20 protein-coding genes are annotated in these 18,946 nt (G+C 58.6%); 8 read left to right on the top strand and 12 right to left on the bottom strand.

Annotated features, from left to right (window positions below; all coding sequences use genetic code 11):
- Positions 1–16: 16 nt before the first annotated feature.
- Positions 17–1,114, top strand: coding sequence for a quinone-dependent dihydroorotate dehydrogenase (locus ACFFFR_RS01375; protein ID WP_377457556.1), 1,098 nt, complete (start codon positions 17–19; stop codon positions 1,112–1,114).
- Positions 1,115–1,205: 91 nt separating this feature from the next.
- On the opposite strand, the gene ACFFFR_RS01370 is transcribed toward ACFFFR_RS01375, so the two are convergent.
- Positions 1,206–1,745 (bottom strand): DUF3043 domain-containing protein, encoded by a 540-nt coding sequence (locus ACFFFR_RS01370; protein ID WP_377457554.1) that lies wholly within the window; start codon positions 1,743–1,745, stop codon positions 1,206–1,208.
- Positions 1,746–1,840: 95 nt separating this feature from the next.
- On the opposite strand from ACFFFR_RS01370, the gene ACFFFR_RS01365 reads away from it, so the two are divergent.
- The 5 genes from ACFFFR_RS01365 to ctaF all read left to right on the top strand — a co-directional run bounded on the left by ACFFFR_RS01365 (position 1,841) and on the right by ctaF (position 6,904).
- On the top strand, positions 1,841–3,268 hold the full coding sequence (locus tag ACFFFR_RS01365; RefSeq protein ID WP_377457552.1) for a dipeptidase: 1,428 nt from the start codon (positions 1,841–1,843) through the stop codon (positions 3,266–3,268).
- 60 nt (positions 3,269–3,328) lie between these two features.
- Positions 3,329–3,688 (top strand): iron-sulfur cluster insertion protein ErpA, encoded by a 360-nt coding sequence (erpA, locus tag ACFFFR_RS01360; RefSeq protein ID WP_377457550.1) that lies wholly within the window; start codon positions 3,329–3,331, stop codon positions 3,686–3,688.
- Positions 3,689–3,908: 220 nt separating this feature from the next.
- Positions 3,909–4,772 (top strand): aa3-type cytochrome oxidase subunit II, encoded by an 864-nt coding sequence (gene ctaC, locus ACFFFR_RS01355; RefSeq protein WP_377457548.1) that lies wholly within the window; start codon positions 3,909–3,911, stop codon positions 4,770–4,772.
- A gap of 2 nt (positions 4,773–4,774) precedes the next feature.
- Positions 4,775–6,493, top strand: a complete 1,719-nt coding sequence (gene ctaD / locus ACFFFR_RS01350; protein ID WP_377457547.1) for an aa3-type cytochrome oxidase subunit I — start codon at positions 4,775–4,777, stop codon at positions 6,491–6,493.
- 9 nt (positions 6,494–6,502) lie between these two features.
- The gene (gene ctaF / locus ACFFFR_RS01345; protein WP_377457545.1) at positions 6,503–6,904 is read left to right on the top strand and encodes an aa3-type cytochrome oxidase subunit IV; all 402 of its coding nucleotides are present in this window, start codon (positions 6,503–6,505) and stop codon (positions 6,902–6,904) included.
- Between the two features lie 90 nt (positions 6,905–6,994).
- Here the strand turns inward: ctaF and ACFFFR_RS01340 are convergent, their stop codons facing one another.
- Complete coding sequence (locus ACFFFR_RS01340; protein WP_377457543.1) at positions 6,995–7,594, bottom strand: helix-turn-helix domain-containing protein; 600 nt, start codon at positions 7,592–7,594, stop codon at positions 6,995–6,997.
- 91 nt (positions 7,595–7,685) lie between these two features.
- Here ACFFFR_RS01340 and ACFFFR_RS01335 point away from each other — a divergent pair, with 91 nt between their 5' ends.
- Positions 7,686–9,092 (top strand): MFS transporter, encoded by a 1,407-nt coding sequence (locus tag ACFFFR_RS01335; RefSeq protein ID WP_377457541.1) that lies wholly within the window; start codon positions 7,686–7,688, stop codon positions 9,090–9,092.
- Here the strand turns inward: ACFFFR_RS01335 and ACFFFR_RS01330 are convergent.
- The 7 genes from ACFFFR_RS01330 to ctaE all read right to left on the bottom strand — a co-directional run bounded on the left by ACFFFR_RS01330 (position 9,089) and on the right by ctaE (position 16,366).
- Positions 9,089–9,925, bottom strand: a complete 837-nt coding sequence (locus ACFFFR_RS01330) for a DUF4097 family beta strand repeat-containing protein (protein ID WP_377457539.1) — start codon at positions 9,923–9,925, stop codon at positions 9,089–9,091. The two genes, ACFFFR_RS01335 and ACFFFR_RS01330, sit on opposite strands and share 4 nt — an antisense overlap.
- Positions 9,922–10,590 (bottom strand): response regulator, encoded by a 669-nt coding sequence (locus ACFFFR_RS01325; protein WP_377457537.1) that lies wholly within the window; start codon positions 10,588–10,590, stop codon positions 9,922–9,924. Before ACFFFR_RS01325 ends, ACFFFR_RS01330 begins: the two co-directional genes overlap by 4 nt.
- Positions 10,578–11,852, bottom strand: a complete 1,275-nt coding sequence (locus ACFFFR_RS01320) for a sensor histidine kinase (protein ID WP_377457535.1) — start codon at positions 11,850–11,852, stop codon at positions 10,578–10,580. Before ACFFFR_RS01320 ends, ACFFFR_RS01325 begins: the two co-directional genes overlap by 13 nt.
- Before the next feature lie 172 nt (positions 11,853–12,024).
- Complete coding sequence (qcrB, locus tag ACFFFR_RS01315; RefSeq protein ID WP_377457533.1) at positions 12,025–13,761, bottom strand: cytochrome bc1 complex cytochrome b subunit; 1,737 nt, start codon at positions 13,759–13,761, stop codon at positions 12,025–12,027.
- 3 nt (positions 13,762–13,764) lie between these two features.
- Complete coding sequence (qcrA, locus tag ACFFFR_RS01310) at positions 13,765–14,799, bottom strand: cytochrome bc1 complex Rieske iron-sulfur subunit (protein WP_377457531.1); 1,035 nt, start codon at positions 14,797–14,799, stop codon at positions 13,765–13,767.
- A gap of 76 nt (positions 14,800–14,875) precedes the next feature.
- Positions 14,876–15,667: a cytochrome bc1 complex diheme cytochrome c subunit gene (gene qcrC, locus ACFFFR_RS01305; protein ID WP_377457529.1), complete on the bottom strand. Its 792-nt coding sequence runs from the start codon at positions 15,665–15,667 to the stop codon at positions 14,876–14,878.
- Between the two features lie 57 nt (positions 15,668–15,724).
- A complete protein-coding gene (gene ctaE / locus ACFFFR_RS01300) occupies positions 15,725–16,366 on the bottom strand; it encodes an aa3-type cytochrome oxidase subunit III (RefSeq protein WP_377457527.1) in 642 nt (213 codons plus the stop codon).
- A 179-nt stretch (positions 16,367–16,545) separates the two neighbouring features.
- Between ctaE and trpD the strand changes: the two genes are divergently transcribed.
- A complete protein-coding gene (trpD, locus tag ACFFFR_RS01295) occupies positions 16,546–17,616 on the top strand; it encodes an anthranilate phosphoribosyltransferase (RefSeq protein WP_377457525.1) in 1,071 nt (356 codons plus the stop codon).
- A 103-nt stretch (positions 17,617–17,719) separates the two neighbouring features.
- Here trpD and ACFFFR_RS01290 read toward each other — a convergent pair whose 3' ends face one another.
- Genes ACFFFR_RS01290 through ACFFFR_RS01280 form a run of 3 tightly spaced genes read right to left on the bottom strand, consistent with a single transcriptional unit; the run spans position 17,720 to position 18,939 of the window.
- Positions 17,720–17,998: an Lrp/AsnC family transcriptional regulator gene (locus ACFFFR_RS01290; RefSeq protein WP_377457523.1), complete on the bottom strand. Its 279-nt coding sequence runs from the start codon at positions 17,996–17,998 to the stop codon at positions 17,720–17,722.
- Positions 17,999–18,028: 30 nt separating this feature from the next.
- Positions 18,029–18,463 carry a DUF3054 domain-containing protein gene (locus ACFFFR_RS01285; protein WP_377457521.1) on the bottom strand — a complete coding sequence of 145 codons (435 nt, stop codon included), beginning with the start codon at positions 18,461–18,463 and terminating at the stop codon, positions 18,029–18,031.
- Between the two features lie 17 nt (positions 18,464–18,480).
- Entirely contained in the window at positions 18,481–18,939 is a 459-nt protein-coding gene (locus ACFFFR_RS01280) for a PaaI family thioesterase (RefSeq protein ID WP_377457519.1), read from the bottom strand.
- Positions 18,940–18,946 lie beyond the last annotated feature (7 nt).

The following is an 18,946-nucleotide window of genomic DNA, read 5'->3' as shown; positions in this document are numbered from 1 at the left end:
GTGGGATTTTAAAGGTATGTCTTTGCCTCGCATTTACCCCCTGATCTTCAAGAACGTTTTCAGCCACATGGACGCTGAAAAAGCTCACCACTTCGGTTTTAACGCCATCAAGGCCGCTGAGAAGACAGGGGCGGGTGCACTCTTGCGTAAGGCAACCGCCCCGGATCCTGTCTTAGCCCGCACCGTCATGGGGCTAGACTTCCCGACACCGTTCGGTTTGGCAGCCGGTTTCGACAAGGGTGGGGATGGGACCACCGCATTGTTGGACATCGGCTTCGGGCACGTCGAAGTGGGCACCATCACCGGCCAGCCGCAACCGGGCAATCCCACCCCGCGGCTGTTCCGGCTTCCCGCCGACAAGGCGCTGATTAACCGGATGGGTTTCAATAACGACGGTGCCGCCGTGATCGCCTCCCGGCTGATGACCTCCCAGGCCAAGCTCGCGGAGCGCAATTACCGGACTCGGCCCATCATCGGCGTAAATATCGGTAAGACCAAAGTTGTCGAGTTGGCGGACGCCGCGGCCGATTACGAGTTTTCAACCCGCCGTCTGGCGATGCACGCCGACTATATGGTCGTCAATGTTTCGTCCCCGAACACTCCCGGTTTGCGCCAGCTCCAGGAGATCTCCTCGCTGGAGCCGCTGTTGGCAGCCGTCCAACGCACCGCTGACGAGGTCACCGGTCGACGGGTGCCGTTGCTGGTGAAAATCGCCCCAGATTTGGCCGATGAGGACGTCAAGGCTGTTGCGCAACTTGTTCTGAAGCTCGATCTTGCTGGCGTGGTGGCAACCAACACCACGATCTCCCGCGCCGGGCTCAGCACCGACCCGCACGAGGTTGAACAGTTAGGGGCAGGCGGGGTCTCCGGTCTGCCGGTGAAGGAACGCAGCATGGAAGTCTTGCGGCTTCTGCGCGCCGAACTGCCAACCGAGAAGGCCATCATCTCAGTCGGTGGCGTCACGACCGCAACGGACGTGTATGCGCGTTTGGTGGCCGGAGCCGATCTGGTGCAAGGCTACACGGCGTTCCTCTACGAAGGACCCATGTGGGCCCACCGGATCAATACCGAACTAGCGATGATGCTCAAAGCCCAACCCATCAAACGCGGCTAAATCACTCCACACAACAACAGCGGCCGATCTGGATCTACACTGATCCGGATCGGCCGCTGTTGTATGTTGACCTCGTTGCGTGTGCCGGTTTTTAGCGGCGGGGCTCCTCACCGCGGGCCACCTGGGGACGCGGCATACGCAGGCGACGCAACTGCATTTGACGGGTCACGCCGTACCACACGGTGCCCGGTTCGATCTCACCAAAGCGAGCCAGCAGAGCCTTCTTCAGCCCGCGGCTACGCAGGAAAGCCTCCAACAGCACCAAGCCCATCACGGCCCAGAGCACACCGTACATGACGGCTTGGGCCTGGAAGTTACCGGTGACCGTGAACGAGGCAATCAGCCACGCAACCACAATCAGCATCAGCCATTCGCCAAGGCTCCATTTGCCGTCGACATAGTCACGGGCGAATCGTTTCTGCGGGCCGCGGTCACGGACCGGCATCCGAGATTCGTCACCGGTCTCCAAGGCAATACGGGTTTCCATCTGGGCGCGCCGGGCTGCTTCGCGTTGAGCCTGCCGAGCAGCTTTGCGATCATCCGGTACAAGCGGGCGACGCCGGGCAGCTTCCTGCTCTTTACGAGTCGGGGTAGGACGTCCCTTCTTTTGGGACCCAGCAGGCTGTTGCACTTGCGGCTCTTCGACGGGTTCTGGGCTAGATTTCACTTCTTTTTTACGACCAAACACTCCCACATTGTACGTGAAGAACGTGCAAGAATTGCTCCATGACTCTTTCACATCCTGCCGCTAACCTCCCGCTGGACCCAGCTGTCATTGCCGAGCTGAAGACCAGCGTGGCCAATGCCTTCCCGGCCACCGTGGCCACGCTGAGTGAACACGTGAAAATCCCGGCCATGGCCTGGGATGCCTACGATCCGGCGCTGCTCGAGGAATCAGCCAAGTTTGTCGCAGAACAGTGCAAACAGGCCGGCTTCACCGATGTCCAGATTCTGACGGCAGAACGTTCTGACCGCGCAGGACAGCAGGGCGCCCCAGCTGTTGTGGCACATCGGCCTGGCCCGGCCGGGGCACCGCGAGTATTGCTCTACGCCCACCACGATGTCCAGCCGATCGGGGACGAGGCGCTGTGGAATACCGAGCCGCTCGTCGCCAGCGAAGTCGACGGCCGTCTCTATGGCCGAGGCACTGCAGACGACAAAGCTGGCATCATGGTGCACCTCGCCGCACTGGAAGCGTTGGCAGATGTCACCCCGCAGACCCTGGATCAACTCAGTATCACGGTCTTCATCGAAGGCGAAGAAGAAGCCGGATCCCCTTCTTTTGCAAACTTCCTCAAGGACAATCACGAGGTCCTCGATGCCGACGTGATCGTGGTAGCGGACTCCTCCAACTGGAAGGTGGGCCAACCTGCACTGACCTCGTCGCTGCGCGGGATGCTGGATGCGACCATTGAGGTCAAGGTGATGGAGCACGCGGTTCACTCCGGCATGTTTGGTGGCCCGGTGCTAGATGCCCCGACCCTGTTGGCTCGTATCATCGCCTCCTTGCACACTGCCGATGGCAGCGTGGCTGTACCGGGTCTTCTCAGCCACGATGTGGCAGAGATCGACTACGCTGAGGCCGACTACCGCCGCGACGCCGGCATCATTGATTCATTGCAACTCGCCGGCACCGGCTCGATCGCGGACCGGCTCTGGAACAAACCCGCCATCAACCTGATTGGTTTCGACGCACCGGCTGTCGCGGTTGCGTCCAACACGCTACTGCCTACCGCGCGGGCCAAAGTGTCGATGCGGCTGGCCCCAGGACAGGATCCTGCTCAGGCCATGGCTGCCTTGAAGGCGCATGTCCTAGCTCAAGACGTGATGGGTGCTGAGGTGCTCTTCATCGAGGGCGAGCAGGGCCACCCCTTCTCTGCCGATACCAACTCAGAGATTGCTCAGCTACAGATGGCGGCCTTCACCGCTGCCTGGGAAACCGAGGCCGTGACCATCGGCATGGGCGGCTCGATCCCCTTTGTGGCAGACCTGAAGGACCAGTTCCCGGATGCCGAAATCATGATCACCGGCATCGAGGACCCGGACACCCGTGCCCACGCCGCCAACGAATCGTTGCACCTCACCGACTTCCAACACGCGATCGAAGCCGAAGCCCTTTTCTTGGCAAGCTTGGCTGAGCGGAATAAAAAATAAGGCAACAGAAGTTGTACCCTGTTAGTTAGGTGATACTTCTTCGAAGGGAAGGTTCAGTACATGAGCACCGCGACCACCGAAAATTCGACCCCGACCCACGAGGTCACACTGACCGAGTTTGCGGCCAATAAAGTCCGCGACCTGCTGGAGCAGGAAGGCCGCGATGACCTGCGCCTGCGCGTAGCCGTCCAACCAGGTGGCTGTTCCGGTCTGATCTACCAGTTGTACTTCGATGAACGCACCCTGGATGGGGACGCCATCGTCGAATTCAACGGTGTTGGGGTAGTGGTGGACAAGATGAGCGTCCCATACTTGGCGGGCGCCACCATCGACTTTGAAGATTCCATTGAGAAGGTCGGGTTCACCATCGATAACCCTGCTGCGGGCGGCTCCTGCGCTTGCGGCGATTCATTCCACTAAATCTTCATGTGATCTATGCCGCATTGGGCCTGTCAAAACAGTGTTTTGATGGGCCCTCGGTGTGTCACAGCTATGCACTTTGACACAAGAACATCTACAGTAGGTAGTAAATGTAAAGGGGCAAAGTGTGTCTTGCCCTCTTCCCGGGGTCCAGCCAGGTTCACCGGGATGACATCAAGCTTTACGCATCACATCGCACTACAAAGAGGAAGGGCCGTCAGTGAGTTCGCACAAACGAACCAATAATCGACGTTCACGGCTCCTTAAAGGAGTTGCGGTCGCAAGCACCGCAGCGTTGGTGCTGACGGGTTGCTCCGAGGAAGTCCAGCGTGGCTGGCTCCCAGGCTCCCGTGAGACAACCAACCACAATCCATACCTGACCGACCTGTGGGTCAACTCGTGGATTGCTGCCACCGCTATCGGTCTTCTGGTGTGGGGTCTGATGATCTGGGTGATCATCGCATACCGCCGCCGCAAGAACGACGTTGGCTACCCGAAGCAGCTCGCGTACAACGTACCGCTGGAAATTCTGTACACCGTCGTACCTCTGGTCATGGTGTTTGTCCTCTTCGGCTTCACCGATCAGGTCCAGCGCGCCGTTGATACTCCACCGGCTGAAGAACCAGAGCTCGTTGTCAACGTGGTTGGCAAGCAGTGGGCTTGGGACTTCAACTACGAGTACAAGGGCATGGAAAAGAACGATCCAACCATCCAGGCCCACCTGGACGGTCAGGACGGCAAGCGGGACACCCTGCCAACCCTGTACCTGCCGGTTGACGTTCCAGTGAAGCTGGAGCTGACCTCCCGCGATGTGATCCACTCGTTCTGGGTTCCAGCCTTCTTGCAGAAGCGCGACATGATCCCAGGTAAGCCGAACTACATGTACCTGACCCCGGGCGAGATCGGTGATTTCGACGGTAAGTGTGCAGAACTGTGCGGTGAGTACCACTCTGAGATGCTCTTCAACGTCAAGGTTGTCGAAGAATCTGAATTCATTGATCATCTGAACACGCTGGAAGACGGCTTGCTCGATGACAAGTACGATCGCAACCCGAACCAGAATCCAGTTGGGGAAGGGAACTAAAGGTGACTACCTACGAATACGCCACTGATGAGGTAACGGAGGCACCACGCGTGGTACCCCGTTCCAAGGGACGTCTCTTCGTCTCTTGGATCACCTCCACGGACCACAAGGTTCTCGGGTACATGTACCTGATTTCCTCCTTCATCTTCTTCTGCATCGGCGGCGTGATGGCGCTGATGATTCGTGCCGAGCTCTTTGAGCCAGGCATGCAGATCCTGCACACCAAGGAACAGTACAACCAGCTGTTCACCATGCACGGCACCATCATGCTCCTGATGTTCGCGACCCCGCTGTTCGCTGGTTTCGCAAACGTCATCATGCCGCTGCAGATCGGCGCACCAGATGTTGCCTTCCCACGCTTGAACGCGCTGGCCTTCTGGTTCTTCCTGTTCGGCTCGCTGATCGCGATGGCCGGCTTCCTCACCCCACAGGGTGCCGCTTCCTTCGGTTGGTTCGCCTACGCGCCGCTATCGAATACAACGTATTCACCGGGCGTCGGTGGTGACCTCTGGGTCTTCGGTCTCGCCCTGCAGGGCTTCGGTACCATTCTCGGTTCCGTCAACTTCATCACCACCATCTTGACGATGCGTGCACCTGGTATGACCATGTGGCGTATGCCGATCTTCACCTGGAACACCCTGGTGACCGGTATTCTCGTCCTGATGGCGTTCCCACCACTGGCCGCTGCACTGTTCGGCTTGGGTATGGATCGACGGTTCGGTGGACACATCTTTGACCCAGAAAACGGTGGCGCCATGCTCTGGCAGCACATCTTCTGGTTCTTCGGCCACCCCGAGGTTTACGTGATCGCCCTACCGTTCTTCGGTATCGTCTCCGAGATCTTGCCGGTCTTCTCCCGCAAACCGATCTTCGGTTACAAGGGTCTGGTCTTCGCAACCATCGCGATTGCTGCACTGTCCGTGACCGTGTGGGCACACCACATGTACGTCACCGGCTCCGTGCTGCTACCGTTCTTCGCCCTGATGACCATGCTCATCGCGGTCCCAACCGGTATGAAGTTCTTCAACTGGATCGGTACCATGTGGCGCGGCTCGATTACCTTCGAAAACCCAATGCTGTGGTCCCTAGGCTTCTTGGTCACCTTCCTCTTCGGTGGTCTGACCGGTATTGTCCTAGCTTCCCCTCCAATGGACTGGCACGTCTCTGACACCTACTTCGTGGTCGCGCACTTCCACTACGTGATCTTCGGTACCGTGGTGTTCGCGATGTTCGCAGGCTTCTTCTTCTGGTGGCCAAAGTTCACCGGCAAGATGCTGAACGAACGCTTGGGCAAGATCCAGTTCTGGTTGCTGTTCGTCGGCTTCCACGGCACCTTCCTGGTCCAGCACTGGCTGGGTGTCATGGGTATGCCACGTCGCTACGCCGACTACATGATCGAAGACAACTGGACCAACATGAACCAGTTCTCGACCGTGTTCTCCATGCTGCTGGGTCTGTCCATGATCCCGTTCTTCTGGAACGTGTACATCACCTGGCGCAACGGCAAGAAGGTCGAAGTTGATGACCCATGGGGCTTTGGCGGCTCCCTCGAGTGGGCCACCAGCTGCCCGCCTCCACGGCACAACTTCTACTCCCTGCCACGTATCCGCTCCGAGCGTCCTGCTCTTGACCTGCACCACCCAGAGCTCTCCCAGACCTACACCCCAACCGGTGTGACTGGTAAGATCTTTGGTCCTGCAGACCAGAAAGATATGGGGTAGTTATTCACCATGAAAATCAACGCTCATATTTTCTGGATCATCGGAGTCTTCTTCATCGCCGCGTTGGCGTTCTACTCCATCGTTGCGGAGTTCAACGAGCCAATCGGCATGACCATGATTCTGGTCTTGGTGATGTTCGCCTTCATGCTTGCCTGGTACTCAGGTAAGACTGCGAAGGTCACCGGTCCGGGTTCCATGGATGATGAAGACGGTGAAATCAAGGACTACGCCGGCACCTACGGCAACTTCGCACCTTGGAGCTGGTGGCCACTGGGCCTCGGCGCCGGTGCAGCCCTGTTGCTGCTGGGCATCGCTGTCGGCTGGTGGATCTTCTACATCGCGATCGGCGTTTCGCTGTTCTTCGTGATTGGCTGGTCCTTCGAGTTCAGCAAGGGCGACCACGCTCACTAAGCGACACACAAACCCTTCCTAGTAAGAAGCCCCCACCGAATAATTCGGTGGGGGCTTCTTCGTGTTCGAAATCCCGATATCGATCCAACGTCAGTCTTCCGGGTGGTCCCCGTCCAGTTCATCACGCAAATGGACCCGTTCTCCGTGGCGACCAAACAGACTCAGGATCTGGGCCGGTTCCGTCCCGGCCGCTCCAAACCAATGGGGGATACAGGTATCGAATTCGACTGCTTCGCCCGGTTCCAACTCCATGTCTTGTTCGCCCAGAATTAAGCGGACGCGTCCACGCAGCACGTAAAACCATTCGTAACCTTCGTGGATGTGCATATGCGGGGGACGCGTACTCGGCGGCAACTCAATCTTCCAGGCTTGTACGCCTTCGGAGTTGTTCGTCAGCGGCCAGACCGTCCTACCGCCACTGATCTGCCGTGGCTGCAAGCGTACGCGCGGATCGGCGGGTTCGGGGATGCCGACCAAATCATCCAAGGGTACTTGATACCGTTGGCTCAACGACAGCATCATTTCAAGAGTGGGCCGGCGCTGACCACTCTCCAGTCGAGACAGGGTAGAGACGGAGATCCCGGTTTGCTCGGCAAGCTCGCCCAAAGTTAGGTTGCGTTCCATCCGCAGGCTCCGCAGCCGAGGACCAACGTCACGGAGGATGTGCTCATGACTTTCATTCTGGCTCATACGCCTCAGCCTACGAGGTGTTTTGCCAAAACAGCAAACAGCTTTGCGAGAATGATTCGCAGTTACTTATGCTGCAGATATGAGTACAACCATGACCAAGAATCCTGAGGCGGCTCCAGCGGCGGACGCAGCGGGATCGGTCTTTGCAAAGATAGCGCCGCTTGCCGTGGTAACCATCGTCGCCGCGTTGGGTACCAGCCTCGTCAACGTCGTTCTGCCGTTGATCGTGCAGGACTACGCTACGGACATGTCCACCGTCCAGTGGGCAACTCTGGCCTTCCTGCTGGCCAGCACCGTTTTAATCGTGCCTGCAGGCTGGTTGGGGGACAGGCTCGGTAAATCCCGAGTCCTCCTAGGCGGTATCGGGGTCTTTCTGGTCGGCTCACTGCTCGGTGCCCTCGCGCCTAACCTTGGATTGATTATCATCGGCCGTGCCGTTCAGGGCATCGGGGCAGCTGCGATGCTCTCGCTTCCGGTGGCGTTGGTTCGGCAAACGGTGCGCCCAGACCAGATTGGCCGCGCCATGGGCACTATTGGCTCTTCGATGGCCGCCGGCATGGCCATGGGTCCAGCCGTTGGAGGTTTGCTTGGCAGCACTGATCTTGGCTGGCGCGGGGCCTTCTTATTTTTCCTACCGCTAACGTTGCTTGCGATGCTGCTGGTCTGGAAGTTCCTCCCGACCTCTCAGGCCGAACAAGCTCGGCGCCCTTTAGACCTAGCCGGGCTGGTCGTCCTTGCGCTGCTGTTGGGCAGCTATGCCCTGGCGGTGACGTTGACTCCCGGCGGATGGTTGGGCACTTCAGCGCTCCTGATGGGTTCTATCCTGCTCACCGTACTCTTTGTACGTATTGAAAAGCGTGCTGCTGCACCACTGGTGAACTTCCAGATGCTGGCCAAACTGCAGATCATGCCGCAACTCGGTATGACTTTCGCCGGCGCCTTCGTCATGATGACCTTCACGATTATCCCGCCGTTCTATCAGACCATGGCGTTAGGGCTTGACACCGGCTGGATGGGCCTGGTGATGGCTGTTGGGCCCGTCATGGCCATTCTTTCCGGGGTGCCTGCCGGAATCCTTGTAGACCGTCTAGGAGCCCCGCGGATGACAGTGTTGGGGCTTAGCGCCATGACCCTAGCCGGGATCGCGTTCGTGACCTTGCCACCGATGTGGGGACTCCTCGGTTTCTTGCTGGCGGCGGTGTTGTTGACCCCGGGCAACCAGATGTTCATGGCGGGCAACAATACGTCGGTCATGAGCCGGGCTGACAAGCTCGAACAAGGTTCGGTTTCCGGGTTGCTCAACCTGTCGCGGTACTTGGGCTTTATCACCGCGACCGCGCTCTTGTCCTTCCTGTTCGACCTTGCCACCGCCTCCCAGCCTGGTGCGGCCGGGGTGACATTGGGTATGCAGATCGCGTTTGGCCTCGCTGCCGTGTTCGGTCTGTTTGGCGTCCTCTTGAGCCGGTCCGCATTCAAGCGTCCAGTCTCGAGTAACTAACGGACGGTCGCGCTACCGGCAGAGACACTGATGGATACCCGGTGAGGGCTCGTAGGGTCGTGCTGGAGTCGTTCCTCGACTGAACCGGCAGCTTCATCGGTTTCGACGTGGTAGGTGCCCTGCGGCAGCCGCACATCCAATCTTCCCGCGTTGACTTCCAGCTCAGTATTCTCGGGTTGGTTCCCACTGAGGGTCCCGGAGAGTCGACCGGCAGAAACTCGCAGGGCGGCCTGGCTGACATCATCGGCTTGGATATCAGCTCGTCCGGCATTCACCTCCACGTTGACATCGTGAGCTTGACCGACCCAACTTCCAGAGCCAGCATCAACGTTGAGACTGAATTGGGCGTAGTTCCCGGCGATCTCGATGCTTCCGCTACTGACGGTGAAGTCTCCCGCCAAGGAACCGTCAGAGAGTTCTTGGGGTAGGGTCAGTACGACGTTATCCCGGTCTATGCCGCAGTTGAAAACGCAGAAACCGATCGAGCTTGACTTGCTCAGGAGAAGTGTTTGGTTCTCGCGACCAAAATGCCATTTGCTTTCGTCGGTATTGGTGAGCTGAAGTTCGGCCTTGTCTATGTCTGCAAATTTCACCTCGACGGTCGCGTCGGCTGCATCGACCACGACGGCGTTAATGCCTCGGATATCCGCAGATTGGAAGCTGCTTCCTGCTCGTGTCACCGCGCCGATGTTGAGGATGGCCACGAGCAGCATGAAGAAGAGACACAATCCACCCAGAACGGTGAAGATCATACTGACCGCAGATGTTCGTTGGGCAGGGTCGGTTGGCGCGCCGGCAGGAGGTGTCGGCCGGTACAAAGTTTGCTGGGTCATGGCGTGGTTCTTCCTTGACTGGTGTTTTCGAGGTGCGCGAGGGTAGCTAAGACTCTCCGATTGCCTTCTCCGTCGGCTTCAAGTCCGAGCTTGGTGAAGATCGAGGAGGTGTACTTTTCTACGCTGGCTTCGGAGAGGTGTAGAAGCTTGGCGATGGCTTGGTTGGTTTTACCCTCGGCGATTGCGGCCAGCACAGTGCGTTCCCGATCAGTGAGGGATTGCATTCGGTGATCATGCTGCCGTCTGGTGAGTAATTGAGCTACCACCTCTGGATCTAAGACCGTCGCTCCTTGGCGAATCTGTTCTAGGGTTTCCAAAAACTCCGTGACGTCGGTGACGCGGTCTTTGAGCAGGTATCCCAAGCTCTCGGCGTGCGCGACGACGAGTTCGGTGGCATACCGTTCCTCGACGTATTGTGAGAGTACTAGCAGGGGTAGATCCGGTCGTTGTTGACGCACCTTGAGGGCCGCACGGATCCCTTCATCTGAATAGGTGGGTGGGAGCCTGACGTCCATGATCAACAGTTCCGGTTCGTGCCTGGCAACCACGTCCATGACGTCGGTGTCCTCCGACAACGCGTCCACCACGAGGTGACCGGCATCCTCTAAGAGCCGTATCAGCCCTTCCCTCAGAAGGACGGAATCTTCACAGATCAGGATTCGCACGGCACTCGCACCTCTATCGCTGTAGGTCCGCCTGTTGGGCTACTCAAGTCAAACGATCCTCCGGCCGCGAGGATGCGATTAGCCACCCCGTCTAGGCCGCCGCCAGGGATAACTCTGGCCCCGCCGATCCCGTTGTCCTCTACACGAGCCCAGAGGGTGGGGGAGCCGTGGTGATCCTGCGTGCGGGCAATGACTCGGCATTCGGTCGCACGGGAGTGTTTTGAGGCGTTGGTGAGTGCCTCAGCGATGGTGAAGTAAACGGCGGCCTCTACGTTTTTTCCGCAGGGTTTGGAAAGTCTAATGTCCAAGTGAACAGGTATGTGCGTCCGTGAGGCCAGCGCCGAGAGCGCAGCGTCCAGACCGCGATCCTCTAGGACCGAGGCGTAGATGCCTCGGGTCAGTTGGCGCAGCTCTGTGATGGCCGCTTGGGTCGAGACATGGGCTTCTTTAACGAGTTCGCCAGCGGCCTGTGGATCGGCTGCAAGTTTCTGCTGTGCCAGACCGAGTGTCATCCCGATTGATACCAGCCGTGGCTGGATGCCATCGTGCAGGTCTCGTTCGATCCGGGTTCGTTCCACCTCTGCTGCCCGTACTGCGCCTTGGCGTTGGCGGCTGGTGGTGTCGACTTGGCGTTGTAGTTGTTCAGAACGTCCGAGGGCGTTGATGATCGATCCGCAGCTGGGGCGGTGTACCGCCACAATTCCGGCTGCGATGATGACACACAGGAGTGCGCCGACAAAGAACCAGATCTTCTGGTCTGTGTTTAGATACAGCAGGAAGGCGACATGGATGCTTTCTGGACCGTCAGCGGGAGCGAATGCGCCCAGGAGCAGGTTCCACAAAGCGTTGAGTACTTGGACCAAAAGGGCACCCATCAGGGTGGCAAGAAAGAAGCTTCCGACGCCGGCCCACATTCGACTTTGGCCAAGGTTGCGACCCAGGTTTCGAAAGAAGCCGCCCAGTCCTGGTCGTTCTCGCGGTAGCCAGCGCAGGGGAGAAACGGGTAGCTCGTACAGACTTCGCACGCGTTCAATCTCGAGCCAACCAACGCCGAAGAGGGCGTATACCAAGCCGATGAGGAACAACACACCGATACCTGCTACTAAGAGCAGTCCGATTCCCAAGCCGAGCAGGGTAAACAGCACCGCGATCACACTGGTACCAATAAGACCGAATGCGATCAGGTGGAGGAAGGTCTGGAGGAACTTGGCTGTTGGTCTGCTCGTGGATCGTGGGTGAGGCGCCGAGACTGTACTGTTCATGTTTTCGATCCTATAGGCCGGGTGTATAGCCCTGACATGGTGGTGGGCAGAAGTGTTCTTCCGGTTAACCGGAATGTAGGGGGGGGGAGCGATCGTGCGTTAAACCAAGAAATGGGTGGCCTCCCTGTCGGGAGACCACCCATCTTGTGGCTACTGTAACTGTGCCGTGACGTTAGTCGAGCTGATCCTGGTGTCCGCGCTGCTGCATCAGGGCCAGTTCGGCGCTGTGCTTGCGGGCTTCGGCCAACTCTGCTGCGGTCACTGGGGCCACGCGGTCCTCGAAGAACAGCTTGGACCAGCGTGCGCGGCTCTTCTCACCGCGAGTGATCCGGCCCTTAGCGTTTGGCTGTGCCGGCACGTACTCAGGTGATTCGAAGGCGACGAGCTTCCACAGGCGGTAGTCATCGAGCTGTTCGTGACGCTCGGAGAAACCACCGGCAGGGGAGAACTCGATGATGCCTGCTTCGCGACCGTGCAGGACGATCTCGCGGTCCTTACGCTGCAGCGCCAAGGCGATGCGGCGAGCGACGATGAAGCCGACGAATGGACCAACGATGAACAGCACGCGCAACCAGTAGGTGACGTCGTTCAGCGCAACGTGGAAGTGGGTTGCGACCAAGTCAGAGGACGCTGCCGCCCACATGACCGCGTACCAGACCACACCGGCAACGCCGACACCGGTACGCCATGGGGCGTTACGTGGGCGATCCAGCAGGTGGTGTTCGCGGTTGTCCTTGGTGACCCAGCGTTCGATCCATGGCCAGAACATCATGCCACCGATGAGGATGGCTGCTGGCAGCATTGGGAGCAGGACGTTCCAGACGATGGTGTTGGTACCACCTGGGAACAGGTTCCATGCACCGGTTGCTGCGGTGTGCATCGGATCGATGTGGTCGCCGCCCCATGGGAATGGAATCTGCCATTCGAATGGGAAGGCGCCCAAGAAGCCTGGCATCAGACGCAGCGCACCATCAACCCAACCGATGTACCAGTCCGGCTGGGTACCAGCGGAGACCGGGGATGGGTCATATGGTCCGTAGTTCCACACGGCGTTGATCGTGAAGAACGCGGCCAACAGTGCGACGACGCCGAAGACGATGAAGAAGAAGCCACCGGCTTTGGCTGCGTAGACCGGGCCAACCGGGTAGCCAACGACGTTGCGCTGGGTACGGCCTGGGCCAGGGTACTGGGTGTGCTTGTGGGTGACAACCATGAACAGGTGCACTGCGATCAGCAGCAGGATCACTGCTGGGATGACCATGATGTGCAGCATGTACAGGCGGCCAATGACTGCTTCGCCAGGGAATTCGCCCCCGAAGAAGAAGAACGAGATGTAGGTACCAATGACCGGGATGGCCTTGATAACACCGTCGATAATGCGCAGACCGTTACCGGAGAGCAGGTCATCTGGCAGGGAGTAGCCGGTGAAACCAGCGGCCATGCCCATGACCAACAGGATGGAACCGACAACCCAGTTCAGTTCGCGTGGGCGACGGAATGCACCGGTGAAGAACACGCGGAGCATGTGGACGCTCATGGCGGCGACGAACAGGATCGCGGCCCAGTGGTGGACCTGACGCATGAACAGGCCACCGCGGATATCGAAGGAGATATCTAGGGTGGATGCGTATGCGACGGACATTTCGATGCCGTACAGCGGCTTGTAGGAGCCGAGGTAGGTGGTGTGCGCCATCGATGGGTCGAAGAACAGGGTCAAGAAAGTACCCGAGAGCAGCAGGATCACGAACGTGTACAGTGCTACTTCACCGAACATGAAGGTCCAGTGATCGGGGAAGATCTTGCGACCGAATTCGCGGACCATCTTCGAGGCGCCCGTGCGGGTGTCAACGTAGTTGGCGATGCGACCAGTCGTGGTTGCGGGAATGAATTCTTGCTGTTGTGTAGTCATGTCTTAGCCACGCTCCCAGTAGCTCGGGCCAACCGGCTCGTGGAAGTCAGACTGGGCAACCAGGTAGCCTTCCGAGTCGACGGTGATTGGCAGCTGCGGCAGCGCGTGGCCCGCAGGACCGAATACGACCTTGCACTCGTCCTTCAGGTCGAAGGTCGACTGGTGGCATGGGCACAGCAGGTGGTGCGTGTGCTGCTCGTACAGTGCGACCGGGCAACCGACGTGAGTACAAATCTTCGAGTAGGCAACGATGCCGTTGTAGTGCCAGTCTTCGCGACCAGGGGAGATGTTCAGCTGATCTGGGTTCAGGCGCATCACGAGAACAACGGCCTTGGCCTTCTCGTTGAGTTTGCCGTGCTCCAGCTCGTTCAGCCCTTCAGGGATGACGTGAACAGCGGAACCGATGGTGATATCGGAGGCCTTGATCGGAGTACCGACTGGGTCGCGGACCAGACGAACACCGGTGTCCCACATGGTGTGGCGCAGACGCTCCACACCGTAGTCTTCGGAGTTGTCCAAGTCGCGCAGGATGAAGATGGCTGGCAGCGGGGCTACTGCGAGGGCACCGATCAGGGTGTTGCGCAGCAGCGGACGGCGCTTGATGCCAGATTCTTCGATGACGTCTTCGATGATCTCTTCAGCGATGACGCGGTCTTCTTCAGTGCGAATATCGTGGCGTTCCTCGATCATCTCGTGATCCGGCATGAGGGTACGCGCCCACTGGACGATACCGGTACCGATGCCGAGCATGGCGAAAGCGGTGCCCAAGCCGATGAAGAGGTTCTGGACGCGTAGTTCGCCAATGGTTTCATTGCTGGTGGCAAAGTAACCCAAGAAGAAGACGATGGTGCCAATGATGGAGACCAAGAAGAGAGCAGAAACCTGGCGTTCGGCACGCTTGGCTGCTTTCGGGTCTGTATCGGTCAGCCGTGGCCGATGCGGAGGAAGCCCCGGGTTCTCAATTGCGAACTGCCCCTCAGGCTGACCAGACCGAGCGACGGCACCCGAGTCCGGGTTTCCGTAGTTTTGCTCGCTCATAGTGTTCTAATCCTTACGTGAGTGATGCTTGATGATGTCTTGTGCGAAAGCTTGGCTCCCGTGGGAGTCAAGCGACCTAGCTGGGTCGGGAGGTCAGCCAAACCATGAAGCCGATGCACACGGCCAGTCCCGCGGTCCAGATGAACAGACCTTCAGCCACCGGGCCCAAGGAACCAAGCTTGGCGCCACCTGGGGAGCCCTGAGCTTCAATTTCCTTCAGGAAGGTGATGACGTCACGCTTGTCTTCTGGGGAGATGTTGGTGTCGGAGAACACTGGCATGTTCTGCGGACCAGTCACCATTGCTTCATAGATGTGCTTTTCAGAGACACCATGCAAGGTTGGAGCGAACTTACCGCGGGTCAGTGCACCACCGCCGGCTGAGGCGGAGTGACACATGGCGCAGTTAACGCGGAATACTTCGCCACCGTTGGCGGAGTTACCCTTGCTCGTGTCGAGGTACTGCTCCTCTGGGACGGCTGGGCCGGCACCGAGGGAAGCGACGTAAGCAGAAAGCTGTTTGGTCTGCTCATCGTTGAACTGAGGTGGTTTGACCCACGCCTGTGGGCCCTGCATCTGCATCGGCATACGGCCGGAGCCAACCTGGAAATCAACCGAGGCAGCGCCGACACCAATCAGCGATGGTGCAGCGGGGGAGCCAGTGGCGTCCATGCCATGGCAGGTTGCACAGTTGGTTACGTACAACTTCCGTCCCTCAGAAACATCGTTTTCTGAGTAGGTGTTGTTCGCAGCCTGTGCGTTGTTAAAACTACTGGCGCCAGCGTAGAGCGCGCCGGTGAGTAGCAAACCCAGAACTAGCAGTACGAGACCTGCTAGCGGGTGTCTACGGTTCCGGGTAAGTGCCTTCACGTGCTGTTCCTTACTTAGACCTGATCTTGGGTGCGATTGATGAGAAAACTAGTTGCGCTACTTGAGGAAGTAGACGATTGCGAACAGGACGATCCAAACTACGTCAACGAAGTGCCAGTAGTAGGAGGTCACGATCGCGCCAGTGATCTCGTGGTGGCCGAAGTTCTTGGCCAGCAGAGCACGGCCAATGATGAACAGGAAGGCAACCAGACCGCCGGCCACGTGCAGTGCGTGGAACCCGGTGGTGATGTAGAACGCGGAACCATACGCATTGGCAGGGATAGTGATGCCGTGCGAGATCAGGACAGCGTATTCGTAGGTCTGAACAGCTACGAAGATGGTGCCCATAATGAAGGTCAATACGTACCACTCGACCATGCCCCACTTGGTGATCTGGAAGATGCTACCGCTGCGGAGTGGCTTGTGGTGGTTTTCGGCCGCGAATACACCGAACTGGACGGTGATGGAACTAGCGACAAGGATGGCGGTGTTAACGAACGCGAGGGGAACGTTAAGCGCCTGGGTCTCTTGAGCCCACAGATCACCCGAGCTTGCACGCAGGGTGAAATACATAGCGAAGAGGCCGGCGAAGAACATCAGCTCGCTCGAAAGCCACACGATCGTGCCCACGGAGGTCACGTTCGGACGGCTCGGCAGCTTTCTGGCCGGCGTCGAAATAGGTACAGTTGCAGTCGTCACGTAGCCCATTATGTCGTGAAAACCCCTTGCAATTCCAATACGTAACGAGTTTCGGCGCGCCGATGCGGTTCGGGTTCTTCTACAATCTACGAATTTCCCTTGAATTTGCGCAGAAACCTCTGCGTGCAAGTGATTTCTTAAATTTCTCAGCGGCTGCGATGGTGACTAATCTTGAGAGCGTGACCTCTTCAACAGATTTCTCGCTGCCGCAGCCTTCGGCCTATACATGGCCGCAAATTTTGTCCACGTTGATCGCCGGACAGGACCTGTCCACGGAGGAGGCTGCGTGGGCCATGGCCACCATTATGGATGGGATGGCCACCGACGCGCAGATCTCTGGTTTCTTGGTGGCGTTGCGCACCAAGGGCGAGACCGTAGATGAGTTGTTGGGGCTCACCAAGGTCATGCTGGCCAATGCTCGGCCCATCCAGATTGAGGGCGAGACCCTGGACATTGTTGGGACCGGTGGTGACAAGCTCGGCACCGTGAACCTGTCGACTATGTCGTCCCTAGTTGCTGCCGGTGCCGGCGCCAAGATCGTCAAGCACGGCAACCGGGGTGCCTCCTCGACGGCCGGGGCTGCCGACGTCATTGAAGCGCTGGGGGTTCGACTCGACATGCCGTTGGAGAAACTCCAACGCTCGGCAGCTGAGGCGGGAATCACATTTCTCTTTGCCCAAGGGTTCCACCCTTCCATGAAATATGCTGCCCCCACCCGCAAAGAGCTTGGGGTGCCGACCGCCTTTAACTACTTGGGACCGCTGACCAACCCTGCACGGGTGAAAGCTCAGGCGCTGGGTTGCGCGTCGCTAGAGGTCGCCCCGCTGATGGCTGGTGTCTTGGCTGAGCGCGGCATCCGCGCCTTGGTTTTCCGCGGCAGTGATGGCCGGGACAAGATCACCACGTCGGGGCCCTCTGATCTGTGGGAGGTGCGGGACGGTAACGTCACCCACCACAGCATTCATCCAGAAGACTTCGGGATCGAGATCGTCCCGGTTGAAGCCTTGGCCGGCAAAGACGGCGAATATAACGCCGGGATCGTGCGTGCCTTGCTGGCGGGGGAGAAGGGGCCGGTCCGTGATGCTGTGCTGCTGAACGCCGCAGCGGGATTGGTCGCGTTCGACACCGAAGCTAACGGAACGGTCCAGGAGCGTTTGGCTGCGGCAATGGTACGCGCGGCAGAGTCCATTGATTCTGGTGCCGCCCAAGACGTCCTCAATCGTTGGGTTGCCGTCTCGCAAGACAGCTAGCCGCACTGCGCCATAAACATAGACAAAAATGTGGGCCGGTCGGACTCGTCGCTGAGTTCAACCGGCCCACATTCGTGAGAGAGCTTCGAAGCTGCTGGTGTGCTTAATCGAAACCGATGGCGAACGTCGCCTCAAGATCATGTTTCGAGTAGGCGCGGAAAGCCATGTGGGTTTGCGTGTGCTCAATACCCTCGATCTTTGAGATGCGGTTGGCGATCGTTTCGGCTAGGTCGTCATGTTCTCTGACTCGAACCACCACGATGAGGTCCCAGTCTCCGGCAACCGAATAAACCTCGGCCACACCATCAAGGGCGACGAGTTCTTCCGCGCACTCCGGAATCCGATTCGAATCGGTACGCACCATGACAAAAGCTGTAAACATTCTTCCTCCTTCTCTCCAACAATACGTGCTCTAGGCGCGCTTTGCGGGGCGGGTCACGATGAAATTCGACAGCATGCGTCGACCCAATAGGAATAACGCCAAGGTACCAGCAGCGACGAGCTGGAAAGCCAATGCAACTCCGTCGCCGAAGAGGTAGCGCAACAGGATGCCGCCGAAGGCCGTGATGAACCAGAGCGTGACGCCCTGCGGCCAGAACACGTGAGCTGTTCTCCAGATCCCGGTGAAGATCGCAGCGCCAGCGTAGGCCAACAGGAACGGGCTAGCGATCCGGATGTAGGTCAGTGCGTCTGCGGACTCATGGTGGGAGATCATCCCCAAATAGGCGAAGACCAAGACTAAGACTACGTCGATGACCAGCATCAGCTTCCATGCCGGTGACTGCCGCACCAGCCCTTCAGTCGCCTCACTCGCTGCCTCTTCTACAGGTTCATCAAAATTAGCCATACATGTATCTTATGCACTTAGGCACGCTGGTCAGCACTCTGATATTGGGCGGGGACCTCGATGATGGCTATCGTGCAGCGGCTCAAACAGACCAGCTTGCCTGCCTCATTGGTGATGCGGATTTCCCAGATTTGTGTGGAGCGGCCTCGATGCGCCGGCGTCGCCTCACCGTAGACCCACTCGCCGGCAGGAACCGGACGCATGTGATTGGCGTTGATCTCTAATCCGACCGCGTGATACTTACTCTGATCCACGGACAGGAAGCCGCCCCAAGAGGCCAGCGTCTCAGCCAGCACCACGGAAGCCCCACCGTGGAGCACTCCAGCGGGTTGAATTGTTCGAGCATCGACCGGCATCCGTCCCCGGATCGAGTTCTCCGTCAGTTCAAGAATCTCAATCCCGAGGTTCTCATTCAGGCATGCATCACCGCGTTTGTTGAGTTCCTCAGGTGTCCATTCGCCATGCCAGATGCTCATTAGGTTT

This window comes from Micrococcoides hystricis, assembly GCF_042434215.1.
Taxonomy (GTDB): domain Bacteria; phylum Actinomycetota; class Actinomycetes; order Actinomycetales; family Micrococcaceae; genus Micrococcoides; species Micrococcoides hystricis.
This window is presented reverse-complemented; position numbering and strand designations above follow the sequence as displayed.

Excerpts from the sequence above, each read along its gene's own strand:
- ACFFFR_RS01320 (WP_377457535.1), bottom strand. The coding sequence starts at position 11,852 with ATGAACAGTACAGTCTCGGCGCCTCACCCACGATCCACGAGCAGACCA.
- ACFFFR_RS01340 (WP_377457543.1), bottom strand. The coding sequence starts at position 7,594 with ATGAGCCAGAATGAAAGTCATGAGCACATCCTCCGTGACGTTGGTCCT.
- qcrB (WP_377457533.1), bottom strand. The coding sequence starts at position 13,761 with ATGACTACACAACAGCAAGAATTCATTCCCGCAACCACGACTGGTCGC.
- ctaF (WP_377457545.1), top strand. The coding sequence starts at position 6,503 with ATGAAAATCAACGCTCATATTTTCTGGATCATCGGAGTCTTCTTCATC.
- ACFFFR_RS01365 (WP_377457552.1), top strand. The coding sequence starts at position 1,841 with ATGACTCTTTCACATCCTGCCGCTAACCTCCCGCTGGACCCAGCTGTC.
- erpA (WP_377457550.1), top strand. The coding sequence starts at position 3,329 with ATGAGCACCGCGACCACCGAAAATTCGACCCCGACCCACGAGGTCACA.
- qcrA (WP_377457531.1), bottom strand. The coding sequence starts at position 14,799 with ATGAGCGAGCAAAACTACGGAAACCCGGACTCGGGTGCCGTCGCTCGG.
- ACFFFR_RS01290 (WP_377457523.1), bottom strand. The coding sequence starts at position 17,998 with ATGTTTACAGCTTTTGTCATGGTGCGTACCGATTCGAATCGGATTCCG.
- ACFFFR_RS01285 (WP_377457521.1), bottom strand. The coding sequence starts at position 18,463 with ATGGCTAATTTTGATGAACCTGTAGAAGAGGCAGCGAGTGAGGCGACT.
- ACFFFR_RS01330 (WP_377457539.1), bottom strand. The coding sequence starts at position 9,925 with ATGACCCAGCAAACTTTGTACCGGCCGACACCTCCTGCCGGCGCGCCA.
- ACFFFR_RS01280 (WP_377457519.1), bottom strand. The coding sequence starts at position 18,939 with ATGAGCATCTGGCATGGCGAATGGACACCTGAGGAACTCAACAAACGC.
- ACFFFR_RS01335 (WP_377457541.1), top strand. The coding sequence starts at position 7,686 with ATGACCAAGAATCCTGAGGCGGCTCCAGCGGCGGACGCAGCGGGATCG.
- ACFFFR_RS01375 (WP_377457556.1), top strand. The coding sequence starts at position 17 with ATGTCTTTGCCTCGCATTTACCCCCTGATCTTCAAGAACGTTTTCAGC.